The sequence below is a fragment of the Coleofasciculus sp. F4-SAH-05 genome, assembly GCF_040222985.1.
In the GTDB taxonomy this organism is placed as follows: Bacteria; Cyanobacteriota; Cyanobacteriia; order Cyanobacteriales; family Coleofasciculaceae; genus Coleofasciculus; species Coleofasciculus chthonoplastes.
Genome location: NZ_JAVKBY010000020.1, coordinates 1 through 16,344 on the forward strand (window position 1 = coordinate 1; position 16,344 = coordinate 16,344).

At 44.8% G+C, this 16,344-nt stretch carries 19 protein-coding genes and 2 pseudogenes; 11 read left to right on the top strand and 10 right to left on the bottom strand.

What is annotated here, in order from left to right; translation table 11 throughout:
- Nucleotides 1-134: 134 nt before the first annotated feature.
- Both ppk2 and RIG27_RS02070 read right to left on the bottom strand, forming a co-directional pair.
- Nucleotides 135-1,004 (bottom strand): polyphosphate kinase 2, encoded by an 870-nt coding sequence (gene ppk2 / locus RIG27_RS02065; RefSeq protein WP_446341951.1) that lies wholly within the window; start codon nt 1,002-1,004, stop codon nt 135-137.
- Nucleotides 1,005-1,030: 26 nt separating this feature from the next.
- A pseudogene (locus tag RIG27_RS02070) lies at nt 1,031-1,147 on the bottom strand (Uma2 family endonuclease); the annotation flags it as partial.
- A gap of 302 nt (nt 1,148-1,449) precedes the next feature.
- Between RIG27_RS02070 and RIG27_RS02075 the strand changes: the two are divergent.
- The 4 genes and pseudogenes from RIG27_RS02075 to RIG27_RS02090 all read left to right on the top strand — a co-directional run.
- Nucleotides 1,450-1,848: pseudogene (locus RIG27_RS02075) on the top strand (GDSL-type esterase/lipase family protein); the annotation flags it as partial.
- Between the two features lie 71 nt (nt 1,849-1,919).
- Nucleotides 1,920-2,759, top strand: coding sequence for an ion transporter (locus tag RIG27_RS02080; protein ID WP_446341953.1), 840 nt, complete (start codon nt 1,920-1,922; stop codon nt 2,757-2,759).
- A gap of 240 nt (nt 2,760-2,999) precedes the next feature.
- Entirely contained in the window at nt 3,000-3,476 is a 477-nt protein-coding gene (locus RIG27_RS02085) for a TerB family tellurite resistance protein (RefSeq protein ID WP_446341955.1), read from the top strand.
- Between the two features lie 242 nt (nt 3,477-3,718).
- Nucleotides 3,719-4,858 (top strand): hypothetical protein, encoded by a 1,140-nt coding sequence (locus tag RIG27_RS02090; RefSeq protein ID WP_446341957.1) that lies wholly within the window; start codon nt 3,719-3,721, stop codon nt 4,856-4,858.
- Nucleotides 4,859-5,211: 353 nt separating this feature from the next.
- On the opposite strand, the gene RIG27_RS02095 is transcribed toward RIG27_RS02090, so the two are convergent.
- Together RIG27_RS02095 and RIG27_RS02100 are read right to left on the bottom strand one after the other, a co-directional pair.
- Nucleotides 5,212-6,591: a cytochrome P450 gene (locus RIG27_RS02095; protein WP_446341959.1), complete on the bottom strand. Its 1,380-nt coding sequence runs from the start codon at nt 6,589-6,591 to the stop codon at nt 5,212-5,214.
- A gap of 382 nt (nt 6,592-6,973) precedes the next feature.
- Nucleotides 6,974-7,444, bottom strand: a complete 471-nt coding sequence (locus tag RIG27_RS02100) for a TerB family tellurite resistance protein (protein WP_446341961.1) — start codon at nt 7,442-7,444, stop codon at nt 6,974-6,976.
- Nucleotides 7,445-7,480: 36 nt separating this feature from the next.
- On the opposite strand from RIG27_RS02100, the gene RIG27_RS02105 reads away from it, so the two are divergent.
- The 4 genes from RIG27_RS02105 to ureA all read left to right on the top strand — a co-directional run bounded on the left by RIG27_RS02105 (nt 7,481) and on the right by ureA (nt 10,169).
- Nucleotides 7,481-7,609 (top strand): hypothetical protein, encoded by a 129-nt coding sequence (locus tag RIG27_RS02105; protein ID WP_446341963.1) that lies wholly within the window; start codon nt 7,481-7,483, stop codon nt 7,607-7,609.
- Nucleotides 7,610-7,615: 6 nt separating this feature from the next.
- Nucleotides 7,616-8,458 carry an urease accessory protein UreD gene (locus tag RIG27_RS02110; RefSeq protein WP_446341965.1) on the top strand — a complete coding sequence of 281 codons (843 nt, stop codon included), beginning with the start codon at nt 7,616-7,618 and terminating at the stop codon, nt 8,456-8,458.
- Between the two features lie 267 nt (nt 8,459-8,725).
- The gene (locus RIG27_RS02115) at nt 8,726-9,736 is read left to right on the top strand and encodes an AI-2E family transporter (protein ID WP_446341967.1); all 1,011 of its coding nucleotides are present in this window, start codon (nt 8,726-8,728) and stop codon (nt 9,734-9,736) included.
- A gap of 127 nt (nt 9,737-9,863) precedes the next feature.
- On the top strand, nt 9,864-10,169 hold the full coding sequence (ureA, locus tag RIG27_RS02120) for an urease subunit gamma (protein ID WP_446341969.1): 306 nt from the start codon (nt 9,864-9,866) through the stop codon (nt 10,167-10,169).
- 164 nt (nt 10,170-10,333) lie between these two features.
- Here ureA and RIG27_RS02125 read toward each other — a convergent pair whose 3' ends face one another.
- The 3 genes from RIG27_RS02125 to RIG27_RS02135 all read right to left on the bottom strand — a co-directional run bounded on the left by RIG27_RS02125 (nt 10,334) and on the right by RIG27_RS02135 (nt 11,545).
- The gene (locus RIG27_RS02125) at nt 10,334-10,609 is read right to left on the bottom strand and encodes a DUF2442 domain-containing protein (RefSeq protein ID WP_446341971.1); all 276 of its coding nucleotides are present in this window, start codon (nt 10,607-10,609) and stop codon (nt 10,334-10,336) included.
- On the bottom strand, nt 10,572-10,829 hold the full coding sequence (locus tag RIG27_RS02130) for a DUF4160 domain-containing protein (protein WP_446341973.1): 258 nt from the start codon (nt 10,827-10,829) through the stop codon (nt 10,572-10,574). Before RIG27_RS02130 ends, RIG27_RS02125 begins: the two co-directional genes overlap by 38 nt.
- Nucleotides 10,830-11,227: 398 nt before the next feature.
- Nucleotides 11,228-11,545: a DUF3067 family protein gene (locus RIG27_RS02135; RefSeq protein ID WP_446341975.1), complete on the bottom strand. Its 318-nt coding sequence runs from the start codon at nt 11,543-11,545 to the stop codon at nt 11,228-11,230.
- Between the two features lie 239 nt (nt 11,546-11,784).
- On the opposite strand from RIG27_RS02135, the gene petC reads away from it, so the two are divergent.
- Nucleotides 11,785-12,327, top strand: a complete 543-nt coding sequence (petC, locus tag RIG27_RS02140; RefSeq protein ID WP_446341977.1) for a cytochrome b6-f complex iron-sulfur subunit — start codon at nt 11,785-11,787, stop codon at nt 12,325-12,327.
- Nucleotides 12,328-12,403: 76 nt separating this feature from the next.
- Nucleotides 12,404-13,393: a cytochrome f gene (gene petA, locus RIG27_RS02145; protein WP_446341979.1), complete on the top strand. Its 990-nt coding sequence runs from the start codon at nt 12,404-12,406 to the stop codon at nt 13,391-13,393.
- A gap of 419 nt (nt 13,394-13,812) precedes the next feature.
- Here petA and RIG27_RS02150 read toward each other — a convergent pair whose 3' ends face one another.
- From RIG27_RS02150 to RIG27_RS02160, 3 genes are all read right to left on the bottom strand, one after another.
- Nucleotides 13,813-13,980, bottom strand: coding sequence for a hypothetical protein (locus RIG27_RS02150; protein ID WP_446341981.1), 168 nt, complete (start codon nt 13,978-13,980; stop codon nt 13,813-13,815).
- Between the two features lie 72 nt (nt 13,981-14,052).
- On the bottom strand, nt 14,053-14,340 hold the full coding sequence (locus tag RIG27_RS02155) for an RNA recognition motif domain-containing protein (RefSeq protein ID WP_006104844.1): 288 nt from the start codon (nt 14,338-14,340) through the stop codon (nt 14,053-14,055).
- Between the two features lie 513 nt (nt 14,341-14,853).
- Nucleotides 14,854-15,069, bottom strand: a complete 216-nt coding sequence (locus RIG27_RS02160) for a hypothetical protein (protein WP_446341983.1) — start codon at nt 15,067-15,069, stop codon at nt 14,854-14,856.
- A 59-nt stretch (nt 15,070-15,128) separates the two neighbouring features.
- Between RIG27_RS02160 and RIG27_RS02165 the strand changes: the two genes are divergently transcribed.
- Complete coding sequence (locus RIG27_RS02165; RefSeq protein ID WP_446341985.1) at nt 15,129-16,136, top strand: MFS transporter; 1,008 nt, start codon at nt 15,129-15,131, stop codon at nt 16,134-16,136.
- Nucleotides 16,137-16,344: the final 208 nt, after the last annotated feature.

Genomic DNA, 16,344 nt, shown 5'->3' on the forward strand with positions numbered 1-16,344 from the left:
TCGTCCTCTGTCCATCGCCATTTGTCATTCCTCCTTACTCCTCCCACCACCCCCCACACCCCACACCCCACACCCCACACCCCACACCCCACACCCCACACCCCACACCCCACACCCCACACTACACCGAAACCTCAGAAAATCTCTGGGACAAACGTTTGTGTAGACATAGGCGGACGGTGATACTCCAATTCCGGCTGTCGGGGGGGTAACTCAATTGAGTCTGGTGTTAAATCTTTATAGGGAATCAGACTTAACAGGTGAGAAATGCAATTGAGACGGGCGCGTTTTTTCTCATCGGCTTCCACCACATACCAAGGTGATTGCTTAATATCCGTCGCCGCAAACATTTCATCCTTGGCTTTAGAATACTCCACCCAGCGAGCGCGAGACTCTAAATCCATCGGACTCAGTTTCCAGCGCTTGGTCGGATCTTCCATTCGTTGACGAAAACGGCGTTCTTGCTCGTCGTCACTCACGGAAAACCAATACTTGATCAGAATAATTCCTGATCGCTGAATCATGCATTCAAATTCTGGACACGATCGCAGAAACTCCTGATACTCTTCATCCGTGCAAAACCCCATCACTCGTTCCACACCCGCTCGATTGTACCAACTGCGGTCAAACAGGATCATTTCCCCGGCTCCTGGCAGATATGGCACATAGCGTTGAAAATACCATTGAGTTTTCTCTCGCTCTGTGGGCGTACCCAGCGCCACCACTTTACATACACGGGGATTCAAGCATTCCGTAATCCGCTTGATCACGCCGCCTTTCCCGGCTGCATCCCGCCCTTCAAAAACGACGACGACTTTTAATCCCTTTTGTTTAATCCATTCGTGCAATTTGACTAACTCAACCTGTAACCGACGCAATTCCCGTTTGTAAACTTTCTTCTTCAGTTTCTTGGATTTGCTTTTGTCGGCTTTGACTTTTTCCTTGTCTTTTACTAGGGAATCTGTTTTATCTGTCACTTTTTCGTTGCTTGACTTTTTGGACATTATATTAAGATAGCTCTAGGGGCTCTAGCTTTAGGCATTTCAATAATTACTCCATTATAAAGTTCATAATGGTGTTCTGACTTCTCCGGATACCAAGCAATAAATTCATCGAATGTTACAGGTTTAGGTAAGGCTTGAATCATGGTCTGTGGGGAGAAAGGTTTCTCAAGGATGATTTCCCCACTTGAGGAAACCCTCCTCATTATCTTAACTGGAATGGTACTGACGCATAAGCTGGTGGGCAATGCCCACCCTACGGGATACGGCAATCCCCCAATGCACGCTTTTTACTGCCATTCATCTTAACTGGGCTTTGGCTAACGCCCTGCTTGGCTAACACAGAAAATCTAGCGATTATGGCGTGAGCCTCCGATAAGGTAACATTGTATCAATTCCTGCAAATGTATCGATTTGTTAACAAACACCTGACGAACTACAACTGTCTATGCAAACCATCGTTGCTCCTAGTCTTCATCCCTCTCACCGAAATCCCGGACATCCCCTTAAACTGGTTGTCTTGGGCGATAGCCTGATCTATGGATTTGGAGATCCCGAAGGAGGCGGCTGGGTTGAACGGCTGCGACGCCAATACATGTTACCCGATAGTCCCGGTCATGTCCTCTACAATTTGGGCGTCCGAGGTGATGGTGTCAAGCAAGTCGAAGAACGTCTCGAACATGAGTTTCGCCGTCGGGGTGAATTGAGAAATCGCGTCCCTGATACCATAATCTTGTCTGTAGGTGTGAATGATTCTGCCCGTGTCGGACGCCCCACGGGTCGTAATTATACAGACTTTGATAGCTTCCAAATTGAGCGTACTCTATTTTATCCCGGTCAGCTATGTTAAAGAACAAGGAACAGGAAATCAAATTGCATAAGTCATAATTCATATATTCAATGGATCATTAGTCTTTTATGCATCATCCCTCAGCAAAAGACGCCATGATAGACAGACTTAAGGTGCGAATTTATCAAATCTTAGAGCGGACGGATATTAGGGATACTGCTAGCCAAATAGTTGACCTATTTATTTGGACATTAATTGCCCTAAACTTGATTGCTTTTACCTTGGAAACAGTTGATCCAATTGGGTGTCAGTATAAACGATACTTTATTATTTTTGAGGAGGTTTCAATTGTCGTATTTAGTGTTGAATATATCTTAAGGCTTTGGACATGTACAGTAAATCCAGACTATAAGCATTCGATACGGGGACGGTTACGATTCATGTTCACGCCTTTAATGCTCATCGATTTAATTGCAATTTTCCCTTTTTATCTGCCGCTCCTATTCCCCGATTTGCGATTTTTAAGGTCTTTACGATTATTCCGATTTTTTAGAATTTTAAAATTGAGCCGTTATTCGGCTTCATTAAGAACATTAGGGCGAGTTATTCGTTCAAAAAAAGAAGAATTAATTATAACATTTTTTATTTTGTTTATTTTGTTATTTTGCTCCTCTAGTCTAATTTATTTTGCCGAGCATGAGGCGCAGGCAGAAGATTTCCCGAATATCCCCATGTCTATGTGGTGGAGTGTGATTACCTTAACCACCGTGGGCTACGGTGATGTCTATCCAGTCACGCTGATCGGGAAGTTACTGGGCGCGATGTTAGCGGTGCTGGGAATTGGGCTATTTGCTTTACCTGCTGGTATATTGGCGTCTGGATTCTCGGAAGAACTTCAAGTGAAACACCCGTTTAAACGTAAGCGAACCTCAAAATTTTGTCCTCATTGTGGAAAACCTATTCATTGATCGGGTAAAACACAACTCTAAGTTTTGCTAGAACAGCAGTAAGCGTAATCAGAGCATCTACTTGAATCGACGCTCTAGGCAATGGTTTCGCCGCCCCTTTGTCGTAAAACCTGTAAGTCAAACCCAGCAATGCTTTCAGCCATTATCTCCACTATAGGTTGGGTCGAACAAAAATTCCTTAAAGAGTGTATAATACGCAATTGACCAATGTTACACGCTCTTTCCAAGAGGAGGTTAAATATGTCCGATATAGAACAAGATGCCCGTCAGTGGATAATGAATGAAATGTATGGGATGAAAACTGTCCCACCAAACGAAGAATATGAAGCTTTTCTCAAAGCCGTCCTGATTTGTGCTAAGGGAGATGGATTACTAGCACCAGAAGAAAGAAACTGGGTTGCTGGTCGTGCCGCCGCCTATCGCAATCCTGGATATGAACTAGCCAAAACTTATGAACCCAATGAGGATTTGCAGGATGTTGTGAATCAAGCCTCAGCCCTAAGTAGTAATCCTCACATAGTTATATATGTTGCTATACAAGCTTGTTCGGCTGATAAAGAATATCATGCAGAGGAAAAAGCGGCTGTTCGCAAGCTGGCAAAATATATTGGGATTGAAGAAGATGTGGTTACTCAGATAGAAGAACTGTATATGGAGGAAGCCAAGATCCGCGAAAAACGGATTGCTCTAATGTTTCCCAATGGAGTCCCTTATTAGATTTTGGTTAGGCGTTGGCATGACAGTAAATTCTGGATAGACTAACGCCATAGAACCGAGAAGATAGTAGAGACGTTGCATGCAACGTCTCTACAACACACGTTGCACCACATACCGTGAAAAGTATAATTTAGGGTGGCTATAGCCCACTTGGCTAATTATTCTACCTTATCCCTATCCCTAGTCAGATTAACTTTAGTTTTAGCCCATCAAGAAAAGTTAGTTGGACAGTCAAGTCAAAAATGTACACCCATCTTCTGTCGATTGCTACAACTTTACCATCAACTAACATATCCACAGCTTCGCTGCTGAGTGAGTTAGGGGGTAAATTATCACCCAGCTTAGTGAAAACGATTCAGAACATGGGAGTAGAGAACCGATATTCTGTACTGCATAATGTTCGAGAAATAATCCTTGGCAAAGAGGAGATGCAAGCTGCTACTACAGCCACAGAGTTGGGTGCTTTGGCGGTGAAGAAATCCCTCGCCTGTGCAGATGTGGCTCCCGATCAGGTAGGATTGCTGATTGCCGTAACAAACACCCAGAGTCGCTTGCTACCCGGTCTCGCTTCAGACCTGATGGCTTCGTTACATGGTATCCTCAAGCCAGATATAAGTATCATCAATATGCAGGGTCTAGGCTGTGCCGGACTGCTCAAAGCAGTAGAAGTTGCTCAGTGGTATCTGTTCGCTAATCCTAACAAAAAAGTCCTAGTCGTCATCTCTGAAGCAGCCACACCTTACACCATAAAACATCTCTGTTGTAGGCAATACTATAGCTTTCGCGAAATTAAGGCAATGGCTGATCCTTCAGCCGAACAGTTAGCCATGCTCCGCTCCACGGAAGAAGTAATCCAAGCCTTTTTATTTGGTGATGGCGCCGTTGCGTTACTCCTCGGCTCCCAGAATAATCGATCTGGCGCTTCTTTTGGGTCAATCTGTCATTTAACCAACGAAAACCCAGATGATGCCAACTTACTGGTAATGTCTGATGGTGGTACTGAGCATCCAGCTATAAATGGTGTACCCCAATATTGGATGCGACGGGAAGTTCCCCGACGGGGGACAGCTTATGCCGAAGCAACGGTGAAAGCTTTGCTAAAACAGCCTCAATTACCCATCAACCACCTATCCCAAGCTAAAGTATGTCTGATGCATACAGGCAGTCGTAAGATCCTTGATGGAGTTTCTAAGAAACTGGGTTTATCTCCCAGATCCCCGCAAGTTGCTTTATCCTACGACATTTTACGCAAGTACGGCAATCTGTCTAGTGCCTCTGTGGGATTTATGTTGGCAGAGGGTCAATTTACTAGCGGAATTGGAATTATAGTTATCTTTGGGATTGGATTTACCGCGAGTGCGGGGATTGTCTTGTTTGAGTAATATCAGTTCCCTGCTTAATTCCATATTAAATCGTACATTCTCCTCATCCATTTAATAGCAATTTCCTGACTTAATTTTTGGGCTTCTGGTTTCAGAATTAATCGGAAGTTGGGAGCGACATTGAGTGCTAATCCTTCAAGAGTGGCAAAGCACCGGAAAATCATAAGATAGTCGGTAGGTAGCTGAAAGGGATACTTATAAACTAAGGGAGATAACTTGTGAATAATAGACTTAAAACCGAATTCCGCTACACTAGAGCCGAGAGCATTGCCAAACACATCAGCCAGTTCTGAAACCAGTGGCTTCAGAAAGGAGGCAATTTATCAGGTTGCATTAATTAACCACAATACATTTTATACAGCAACTAGAGATTTTTCTTCAGAAATGCGATCGCCCTTCAGGATCATTGTTACCCCACCCGCAGGCTCAATAGCCAAACCGCGACGTTGAGGTTTAACCGGACGAGTATTAACTAATTCTAGTTGATACTGCTTGAGAATGGTTGCCAACACTAATTTCATTTCAAACTCAGCCAATGCAGCACCAATACAGCGACGAGCCCCCGCCCCAAACGGTATATATTCATAAGGGGAAAATTGACGCTCCAGGAAGCGTTCTGGCTTAAACTTTTTAGGTTCTGGGTATAACTCTTCACGCTGATGCAGCAAATGAACACAGGGAAAGATAATTGTCCCAGCTTCTAAATATGTTCCCCCCACTTCTACAGATTCTTGTACCAAACGAGGCAAGGTCAACACTCCCACTGGATAGATGCGTAATGTTTCTTGCCAAACCGCAGTCAGATAGGGAAGTTTAAACAAACTCATCGGGTTGGGATTCTCTCCCAGAGAATCGATTTCTGCTAAGAGTTTCTCTTTAACTTTTGGTAAGCGATGAACCCAATAAAAAGCCCAAGCCAGACCCGTCGCCGTGTTTTCGTAAGCTCCCACTAGCAAAGTGATCAACTCATCTCGTAATTCTTCATCACTCATCCCCTCACCATTTTCGTCACGAGCTGATAATAATAAACTGAGAATATCGGTGCGATTGCTCTCGCCTTCAGCCCGACGATCGCGAATTTCTGCGTAAAGCAATTCATCAATTTGTCTTTGGTGACGCTGAATCTTTGCCCCTGGACTCCAATCCCCATAATCTTTTGCTAGAAATGGGAAAAAAATTAAGCTGGCACTCAAGGGAGAACTCGTGGCATTGAGTCTGGCAGATAACAATTCTTGTAATTGGCGATAATGGGGCCGATCATGCAGACCAAACACCGTAGAAAAAATTACCCGCATGGCAATTTTTTGTAAGCTGTCCCGAATTGCAAATGGTTGATCAACCCTCCACTGACTCGTCACATTCTTAGTGATATCGCAAATAAGCTGACCATAAGCCTGCATTCTTTCTCCGTGAAACGGAGGTAACAGTAATTTTCGTCGTTTTTTATGTTCTTCACCATCCAACAAGATGATAGAATTACTACCTAATAAAGGTTGAAGAGTTTTATTTAAATTCCCAGAGGCAGGGAACTGTTGAGGATTGCTTAAAATTGTTTGTAAACCTTGGGGGTTACTAATAAATACAACGTCCCCAAGATTTACCACAACTGGCGAGGTAAAAATATCGCCATATTCTTTGGCTGTGGCTTCCATATAACCGACTGGATCGGAGAGCCACTTAAATACCTGCAAAAGCCAACATTGTTTTGGTCTGTTAGGTAATGCCATTGTCATCGTTGATTATCTAGTCTTTGTGGACTTATTTTTATTGTATAGCATTTCTCAAAGGTGATATTCGGGATAACACTCAAACTCTTGTACTCTCTCGACTTCGTATTAATAAACACTATAACGATCTTATGTCACTTTCGGAATGAAAAAGGTTGAAACCCTTACAAGGAGAGAGTTTTACAAGTCACCCCTATGTCATGAGTTTCTATCCGTTTATAAACGCCAAAATGCTTTGCAGCAAAGGCTTTCAGCCATCAGGTTTGACGTTTAGTTTCCCAGAGTGACAATAGATAATCATCTGTGTTTATTTCTAGCTGTTGATTATGGATTTCTTGAGATTGAATAGGACTTATGCAAATTGCATTACAGCTTATTGTTTACTTTTTTAATCCGATAAAATAGCAAGGCGTTTTTGACGTATTTCTGCTTCTTCCAGACACAATTGTTCAACCTCCCGAACAACACTCTCTTCTATTCCTAATTGTGCTGCCATTTGATGAATCTTTTTTTGCTCATCTGGATGATATCCTCCATCAGCACTGCATGTTTTAATCGCCACATATATGATAATCAGTCGCCCTTTCCGACTAGCAACATTAGAACTTTCTCCTATAACTTTCTGTAAATCATCATCTCCGGTATAAATTTTGGCGAGTTCATACCCTTTTGTATTATGATAAGCTGCTGAACATCCGACAAACCAAGCTCTTTCTTCTGGTGATATTGTTCCGTCTCCTTTTGAACAAATTAGAACAGCTTTCGTAAATGATTCAGAATCTTGATCCGGTGGGACTTCTTTGATCCCATACAATTCATCCATCATCCACAACGTCGCATCTGTTTTTATACTAGACATAATTGCAAGTCCTTGTACTACTTAAGGTTGTTTACCATGATTCTTTCTGAAGTTGGCGATCGCCTGCAACCTGCGGATACTGAATTCACAACCCATTACCGCCTTTGTTACCCAGATCGGTGCGCGATCGCGTGTATGATTCTGACTAACGCTTGCTCGTTGTGAAGCTGAATGTCTCATCCCCAAACAGAATGGCAAGGCAGTTTAGAGTTAGTCTATGCCGATGATCAGGGTAAAACCCGCTTAGTGCGCGATCGCATAACTTCCCCTCTGAAGGTGCAGCGCCCCTTTTACCCCGAAGGACAAGGGGTTTGTCATACCGTAGTCTTACATACAGCCGGGGGTATTGTCGGTGGCGATCGCTTGTCACAAACCATCCACCTTCAAGAAAATGCTCAAGCCTTGATTACCACGGCGGCGGCGAGTAAAATCTATCGCAGCAACGGACAAAGAGCCAAACAACAGATTCATATCCACGTCGAAGCGGGGGCTTGTTTGGAATGGTTACCGCAGGAAACAATTGTATTTAATGGTGCGGTTTATCAGCAGCAGATGACGGTAGAATTAGCACCGGGAGCCAGTTGGTTAGCTTGGGAGATTACCCGATTTGGGCGTACTGCCAGGAAGGAAAGGTTCTTACAAGGGGATTGGCGATCGCATACCGAAATCTGGCAGCAAGGACACCCATTGTGGATTGATCGTCAGTGGTTACCGGGAGGGGAAGCGGTACTCGATAGTCCCCATGGATTAGCTGGACAACCCATTGTCGGAACCCTGATCTGGATAGGACCACCCGTATCATCCGCGATCGTAGATAATGCCAGAAGCCTGTGGACAGCCAGCCAACGCCAAGGAGAAGCGGGAGTGAGCCAAACTCAGAACCAAGGATTAGTATGCCGTTATCGCGGTTCATCAACCACAGAGGTGCGAAACTGGTTTACCCAGGTTTGGCAATGTCTGCGCCTTACTTATTTGGGACGGAATGTTTCCCAACCACGGGTTTGGCTAGTTTAGCTAATCCGGCGATAGGTTCCCCACGCTATAATCTTCGATTGAGCGAGATAAAAGACCCGCCCTCATACTATTTTCAGAAACGAGCGACTCATTGGTCAAGGGAATCCTTTGACATCCTCCCCGCCCTGGAAGGGACGGGGCTTGAGACCCATTAATTCCGGTCAACACCTGTACGAAGCGGTTCATTCCCAGGTGATACAGGACGCTACCCAAGCGAGTAGAAGATGCATTTAAAATGATTTCAACACCACGGACTAGATTAAATTCATGATTCACTTAACTAACCGTGAATTGATTCGCTATTTGCTTTTAATTATTTTAGCAGTGGTTTTTTATCAAATTCTTGTTTATTTTGAGACCGTTGTAGTCATCTTTACATTAGCCGCAATATTAGCATTTTTACTCACCTATCCAGTGAGATGGTTGCAGCATTTTCTACCTCGCACTGTTGCCGTATTTGTGGTATTTTTACTTTTTATTACTATACTTTTTCTTTTTACAGTTACACTAGGATTTGCCCTTTTATCTCAAGGTCAAGAATTAATTGATAACTTACCTGAAATTGTCGATAAAATTATATTTATAGGAGGACAATTTGAAAAAAAATTGGCTAGATGGGATCTACCAATTGATCTCGAAGCCATTGAAGAGTTTTTCCGCAATCAAATCCTTTCAGGAATTGGCATTGGTTTAACAATATTACCCGAATTGCTAACCCAGTTCGTCAATCTCATCTTGATTGCTGTTGTCGCATTTTTCATGTTGCTAGATGGAGGAAGGCTTTGGTCTTTCATTCTTCAACGATTTCCCCCGCCCCTGCGAAACAAGCTAACCCTTGCTATTCAACGCAACTTTTTAGGATTTTTTTGGGGACGACTTCTACTATCAGCTTTTTTTGCCATTTCTGCTTTTGTTGTTTTTGTACTGTTTAAAATTCCCTATGCCTTAGTTTTAGCCGCGATCGCAGGAGTGTTTGATCTGATTCCGGCAATTGGTGCAACCTTAGGGATTACAATTGTCGCCTTAACTGTGTTACCTCAAGGAATTTGGCTAAGTATCACTGTCTTAGCAATTTGTGTTACCTTACAACAAGTCGAAGAGAATTTGCTGATGCCTCGAATTATGCAAGACTCACTTGATATGAATCCAGTTGTCCTGTTTTTTGCTTTATTAGTCGGTGCGAGAGTTGCCGGACTTCTGGGAGTTTTTCTCGCAATTCCTCTGGCTGGAGTTATGATCAGTTTGATTGAAATCAATGAAATTAAGGGAAAAGAATAGTGTAGATTAGCTGCAAATGTCCACCGATTAACAATCTTGTTACAAAACCAGCGCAGCTTCAAATACCCATCAGTTAAAAATAGGCGAAAAAGAAGATACCATAAACAAAGTGCAGCCATAAGTTACTATGCAACTCTCACCCCAGGAAAAAGATAAACTACTGGTGTTCACCGCCGCCCTATTAGCGGAACGACGCAAAGCACGCGGACTCAAACTGAATTATCCCGAAGCCGTCGCCTATATTTCGGCGGCTATTTTAGAAGGGGCGAGAGAGGGGCGCACGGTGGCGGAGTTAATGAGTGATTGCACCACTCTCCTCACACGGGATGATGTTATGGAAGGAATACCAGAGATGGTGCAGGAAGTCCAGGTTGAAGCTACATTTCCCGATGGGACGAAACTTGTCACGGTTCATAATCCCATTCGCTCCTAGGGGTTTATCACCAAACCCCGACAAAGCTTACAGAAGAAGATTCTCCATCAAGGAGCGAGCTTTTTCAAGCTCCCGTCATACCCGTTAGGGTTGACGGTGAGTTCTTGACTAGCACCTTATTTGGGGTGATGGGCGATGACTACACCCGCCGCAGGCATAGCGCTTTAAGCTGTCTTGGCGATCTCTGCTAGTTTGATTAATCCTTTAGTTGTCAAATCTTCATCAATTGCATACCAATGAATACCATAACCCGATGGAGAAATCCGATACATTTTTCGCTCTATATCTGTTGCTTCAGCTAGTCGCTTAGATGCTTGGACAATTGGGATTTTATAGGTTTTTCCATCTACTGCTATAACGATAAATTCTTCACTAAATTCAATGTTTGATATGTTGTATGCCTTATCCATTTTGTTGATTCTTAAATCTTTGCCATTCATCTACTATTTCATCAAAGTTTTGCCAGATTATCTTCTTTACTTCTCGCGTATCTCGCGATGACATTCTATAGGAATAAGCTTCACGAATTTCGTACAGCTCGATGTCTAACCAATATTTGCATTCACTGTCTCCTTTCTGTACATGAATATGAATCGGCTCATTTCCTTCATCTGAATAAAAGAAAAATCGCCACCCCTTTATATATAAAACTGTTGGCATTTGATTTCACATTACTACATCAGGACTTACGCATTGTAACGGTGTAGCCGTGGTTTGAGTTCTATGTGCTAAGGCGCCGTCTACGCCAACGTGATCGCCTAGAATGCCAGAATTACCTTACCTGTGGATATGTGCTAAATATTATAGCAGACTTTACCAACATCCCTCTTGGCTCTCCTGTAAATAAATCAAACACAGGACTTACGCAGTTACACCACAGATGGGGGCTTGCGGTGCGTTACGCTTCGCTAACACACCCTACACATAGAGGCTTTGCGTAAATCCTAAAACAAAAAGGGATGTCTACGACAGGCTTTCCTGAGGAACGCACTCGCGTTCGCCTACGCACTCCGTTAACCTAAGCATGAGGTTCCCACCCGCCTTCTGCCTCCTGCCTGCTAAAAATCATCCAACATCCATTCCGACGCCCGTTCCCCCATCTCAATCGGAATGCTCACCGCTTTCCCCAGCCGGGGACGTTCACGAGTTTGCTCGATGTACTCTTGCACTTGGGGAACCGCGCCCCAACCATGAAGATAATGGGCAATGGCGTCCAGACGCTCTAGATACTCGGCTTCAGACAGGGGAAACGACTTTTGCTCTAGGTACTTCCACATCACCTGAACAAAGATTTTTCCCTGAGTCCGCCGAAGCTGGATGTCATAAGAGCGTCCCCACTTACTCAGCAGGATTTGGTGCAACTCTTGTCCTGTCATAAATCCTTGACCTGTCTGATTGTTTACATTTCTTTACATAGATAAAGTTTCTTGACTTTATGAGAACGGTACAAAGAATGTAATAATACTCATAGCTTAAGCCGTAAATCCTTATGTGAGTAAGGATTGTGGCAACCCTGCTCGCGGTTGAATCCCTCTTCATAAAAGGAGCGGGGTAAAGAAAATACTGGGAATCATCCCAGAGTTGTTAAAAAAAATATACCCTTAGGCGTTCAGTTATGGCTCAAGTGTCTGGCTCCCCAGATGTCCCCGATATGGGGCGTCGTCAATTTATGAACCTCTTGACGTTTGGTACGATTACGGGTACTTTCGTCGGTGCCCTCTATCCAATCGTCAAGTACTTTATTCCCCCATCAAGTGGTGGTGCTGGCGGTGGTGTCACCGCTAAAGATGCTTTGGGCAATGATCTCCAGGTTAGCGAATTTTTAAGCAGCCATAACCCAGGCGATCGCACCTTGGCTCAAGGGCTCAAAGGTGATCCCACTTACGTCGTCGTGACCGAAGACCAAGCGATCGCGGACTACGGGATCAACGCGATCTGCACTCACCTGGGATGTGTGGTTCCCTGGAATGCCAGTGAGAACAAATTCATCTGTCCTTGTCATGGTTCTCAGTACAACAGTCAGGGCAAAGTGGTACGCGGACCGGCTCCATTGTCTTTAGCCTTGGTTCACGCGGACGTCACCGCAGACGATAACCTGACCTTTTCCCAGTGGACGGAAACCGATTTCCGCACGGACGACGATCCTTGGTGGACTTAATTGTTTTCGTAATTTGTCCTTAGTTAGGGGCAAATGACATAGCCCATTTTTGAATTGTGAATTTTTTCCTTAAGCGATGAGAACACCTTCTTTATCGGTGATGTACAAAAGCAGCAAGCGGATTATTACCCAAGCCCTCTTGCTGACTTTGGCAACAGCGGCATTTTTCTTCATTAGTGATATTTCCCTTCCTCAGTCGGCGGCGGCTTATCCGTTCTGGGCGCAGCAAACCGCCCCGGAAACTCCCCGCGAAGCCACTGGACGGATTGTTTGTGCTAACTGTCACCTCGCGGCGAAACCCACGGAAGTGGAACTTCCCCAATCGGTTAAACCAGATACCGTCTTTGAAGCCGTGGTAAAAATTCCCTATGACCTTGACACCCAACAGGTCTTAGGAGACGGTTCCAAGGGCGGTCTGAATGTCGGCGCTGTGGTTATGTTGCCCGAGGGCTTTAAAATTGCTCCTGAAGACCGCATTCCTGAAGAATTACAGGAAGAAGTCGGCGGACTTTACTTCCAGCCCTATAGCGCTGACCAGGAAAATGTAGTTATTATTGGTCCCCTACCGGGTGAACAATATCAAGAAATTGTTTTCCCGGTTCTGTCTCCGAATCCAAAAACGGAAAAAGACGTCCATTTTGGCAAATACTCGGTTCACGTTGGCGCTAACCGAGGTCGCGGTCAGGTTTACCCGGCTGGAAATAAGAGTAACAACACGGTCTACAATTCCACAAAAGCCGGTTTAATTTCTCAAATTACCAAGTTGGAAGAAGGCGGCTACGACCTTACCGTTCAAACGTCTGAGGGTGAAACCGTTGTAAATACCATTCCTGCAGGACCCGAATTAGTGGTTTCTGAAGGACAAGAGATCGCCGCAGGTGAGGCGTTAACTACTGATCCCAATGTCGGTGGATTTGGTCAGGTAGACGGCGAAATTGTCTTACAAGACCCAGCTCGGATTAAGTGGCTAATGGTCTTCATTGGTGCGATTATGCTTTCTCAACTCTTCCTCGTCTTGAAGAAAAAGCAGATTGAGAAGGTACAAGCGGCTGAAATGAATTTCTAAGTCCAGCGCTTATTCATCCCGGTCAACTCATTTCAAATAAATAAAATAAGGGACAGGTTAGCTAGCCTGTCCCTTATCGGTACTATCAGAGCTTTTTGACACTGCCCCGTACTAAAGTAGCGGGGATTCTGCTGAGAGAACATTAAGTTCTCGCTGTGACCGTCAAATGCCACCTAGCCAGTCAGCTTAAGTCTATGCTTAAGTTCCTGGTTACTTACCTAAGTGTGCTATCCGTTAAACGGGTTGTCTGCACGCTTAGGTTCTCGTGTAATATTCTACTCCAAAAAGTACCTATGAGGAAAAAGCGGAAGACAGCCACTGCCGCGCATTCCTCTGGTGGTCTCAAGACACGGAGAGGAATGCGACGGAGGATGTTTTATGAGATTGCTTTCACCCAAGACAAGAGTCGCGAGTGATTACTACTCAGCCTCTTTTTCTTCACCTTCATTTTCGTTTTTGGTATCACGATTCCCAAAATAGCGCTTGTTTCTTGAGAAAGAAGAAGAAGAAGACTTCTTGCGAAACTGCCGAGCATAAGCTTGGTTGCGAGAGGCTTTCTCTTTTTTCAAATTGCGGCGTTTAGCCATTTTAGATGTCTCCATCAATACAACAAAACGCTTCTGTAGATTCACACATAAGCGCCACAGTCAACTCAAAACCTAGAAACGGTTGTTTCTGCGACCACCACCGCTTTTTGGGCGATCTTCACGAGGTCGCGCTTGATTGACCTTGAGTTCACGACCCATCCATTCAGCGCCGTTTAGCTCAGAAATTGCTGAGGCTTCTTCGTCTTCCGTCCCCATTTCCACAAAGCCAAACCCCCGCAGGCGACCTGTTTCGCGATCAGTCGGCAGATGAACTCGCTTGACGGTACCGTACTCGGCAAAGACTTCGCTAAGGTCTTCAGAGGTAACGGAGTAGTCGAGATTGCCTACATAAATTGACATCGATTGATGTTCTCCCCAATCAAAAAGTGTGTCGAGAGCCAAGATTTCGGAGAACAGCCTGTCAATACTTTAGGGGAAAAACCTATGAATACTGAAAACAAACGTAGTCACCGCTTTGAGTCTCAATAGATATTGTAACGAATTCCTGCCCTGTTAGGGGATATTGCTGATCATTCCACCTCAAGACATGCAGCCTAAGCATTTTCCAGCCAAGTCTTGAGGTATAGCAACCGCCATAGCTGTTAGGACACATCATTTATGTAGAGACGTTGCATGCAACGTCTGGAACAATGGTGCCGAAAGTCCTAATCGATGTGTCTACTGCTATAGATGACAGGGGAAGGCATCGATCGCGCTCATCTGGCAACCCAGATGATTTTCCCTGTCTCTTGGGCAGGCTCCTTGAGCGTAACTTTCCCGTGGACTACGGGTAGTTAGTTGGAATGGCACGTTCCTCGTATTCTGGTGGGCAGTGCCCACCCTACGGTATATCTGTTTAGAAATACTCTTGTTTTAACCAAACATCTGATGAATGCGATCGCGATACCGATCTGCCACAAGATTTCGACGAATTTTCAGGGTTTGGGTTAATAGACCATTCTCTATGGTAAACGGTTCTTCAATTAGCTCAAACTGGGTAATCTGATCATCTGCACGATAACCGGCGCGATCGCGAACTTGGCGATTTAATTCTTGGCGAAATAAATTCCGCACAATTAGACTATTCAAATCGATTTGTCCCTCAATCACTTGATGGGTTGGGGACTCATTTTTGGGAACCGTCGCCTGTGAGTCGCCTACACCCGCCTCTGGGGTTAATCGTATTACTTTGTTTAGGAACCGTCTATTCTTGGAGTATCTTCAGCGGTCCGTTTGAGGAGGAATTGAACACCCAACCCGGTGCCATTCTACTTCCGTTTCTGGTATTAGGGGTAACCTTTACCATCGTCATGCCAATTGCCGGATTGTATATGAATCGCTGTAGTCCCCGCATCCTCACGGCTATCGGCGGAATTATTGTGGGAATTGGTTATGTTTTGTCAAGTCAAGTGACTAATTTACCCCTGTTGGTAATTAGCTATGGTTTAATTACCGGAATTGGCGTGGGGATGACGTATGGAGTTCCCCTTGCTGTCGCCGCCCGCTGGTTTCCCGATCGCAAAGGGTTTGCGGTGGGGATGACGGTGGTGGGGTTTGGGCTTTCGCCGTTGCTAACCGCCCCCCTCGCGTTTAATCTGATTCGGGGAAACGTCCAACTGGGGATTCCCGCCTTGGGGATTCGTACCACGTTTATTCTCTTAGGGATCGCGTTTACGGCAATTATTTTGGCAATATCCACCACCCTGAAAATGCCACCACCCTGTTGGCAACCGGCGGGTTGGACGCCACCCGAAACCGGAACAGGGGGTAATGCTGAACGCGATCGCGTGATTAATTTACCCATGGTGCAAACCCAGACGTTTTATGGGCTTTGGAGTTGCTATATTATCGGTACATTTGTTGGATTAACTGCCATTGCGACTACGGCTCAAATTGGGCGGAAAATTGTCGGACTTGAACCGGAACGTCTCACGTTTGCTGTTCCTTTATTTGCTGTATTTAACGGTATTGGGCGTCCGTTATTTGGGTGGTTAAATGATCGGTTTAAGCCGAAGTTAACGATTATCTTAATTGCAGTTTTGCGCCCTTTTTCTGGGTCACCAGCATCGCTGCGATCGCGGCAATTTTTGTGGCTACGTTTTTACTTAACCGCCCCCGGAAAACAGCGATCGCGGATGTCTTATTTAAATGGGTGATTCGTCCCATTAGTCCTGTATTACTGTCGTTGGTGGAATTTCTGTTGGTTTTGTCCACTCCCAAACCGCGATCGACTTAATTAACTAGGATCTGCTAAAGGGAGTTTTATGGTGAGGGGAGGGAACAGGGAACAGGGAACAGGAACTCCCTTTTGCCATGGCGATTGAAATCGCTGCTATACAAACTAAGTCCGCCTGCGCGGACTGA

Excerpts from the sequence above, each read along its gene's own strand:
- RIG27_RS02150 (WP_446341981.1), bottom strand. The coding sequence starts at position 13,980 with ATGGCTAAACGCCGCAATTTGAAAAAAGAGAAAGCCTCTCGCAACCAA.
- RIG27_RS02105 (WP_446341963.1), top strand. The coding sequence starts at position 7,481 with ATGATTCTTTCTGAAGTTGGCGATCGCCTGCAACCTGCGGATACTGAA.
- RIG27_RS02085 (WP_446341955.1), top strand. The coding sequence starts at position 3,000 with ATGTCCGATATAGAACAAGATGCCCGTCAGTGGATAATGAATGAAATG.
- RIG27_RS02130 (WP_446341973.1), bottom strand. The coding sequence starts at position 10,829 with ATGCCAACAGTTTTATATATAAAGGGGTGGCGATTTTTCTTTTATTCA.
- petA (WP_446341979.1), top strand. The coding sequence starts at position 12,404 with ATGAGAACACCTTCTTTATCGGTGATGTACAAAAGCAGCAAGCGGATT.
- RIG27_RS02155 (WP_006104844.1), bottom strand. The coding sequence starts at position 14,340 with ATGTCAATTTATGTAGGCAATCTCGACTACTCCGTTACCTCTGAAGAC.
- RIG27_RS02080 (WP_446341953.1), top strand. The coding sequence starts at position 1,920 with ATGCATCATCCCTCAGCAAAAGACGCCATGATAGACAGACTTAAGGTG.
- petC (WP_446341977.1), top strand. The coding sequence starts at position 11,785 with ATGGCTCAAGTGTCTGGCTCCCCAGATGTCCCCGATATGGGGCGTCGT.
- RIG27_RS02110 (WP_446341965.1), top strand. The coding sequence starts at position 7,616 with ATGTCTCATCCCCAAACAGAATGGCAAGGCAGTTTAGAGTTAGTCTAT.
- RIG27_RS02125 (WP_446341971.1), bottom strand. The coding sequence starts at position 10,609 with ATGAATGGCAAAGATTTAAGAATCAACAAAATGGATAAGGCATACAAC.
- RIG27_RS02090 (WP_446341957.1), top strand. The coding sequence starts at position 3,719 with ATGTACACCCATCTTCTGTCGATTGCTACAACTTTACCATCAACTAAC.
- ureA (WP_446341969.1), top strand. The coding sequence starts at position 9,864 with ATGCAACTCTCACCCCAGGAAAAAGATAAACTACTGGTGTTCACCGCC.
- RIG27_RS02135 (WP_446341975.1), bottom strand. The coding sequence starts at position 11,545 with ATGACAGGACAAGAGTTGCACCAAATCCTGCTGAGTAAGTGGGGACGC.
- RIG27_RS02100 (WP_446341961.1), bottom strand. The coding sequence starts at position 7,444 with ATGTCTAGTATAAAAACAGATGCGACGTTGTGGATGATGGATGAATTG.
- ppk2 (WP_446341951.1), bottom strand. The coding sequence starts at position 1,004 with ATGTCCAAAAAGTCAAGCAACGAAAAAGTGACAGATAAAACAGATTCC.
- RIG27_RS02095 (WP_446341959.1), bottom strand. The coding sequence starts at position 6,591 with ATGACAATGGCATTACCTAACAGACCAAAACAATGTTGGCTTTTGCAG.
- RIG27_RS02115 (WP_446341967.1), top strand. The coding sequence starts at position 8,726 with ATGATTCACTTAACTAACCGTGAATTGATTCGCTATTTGCTTTTAATT.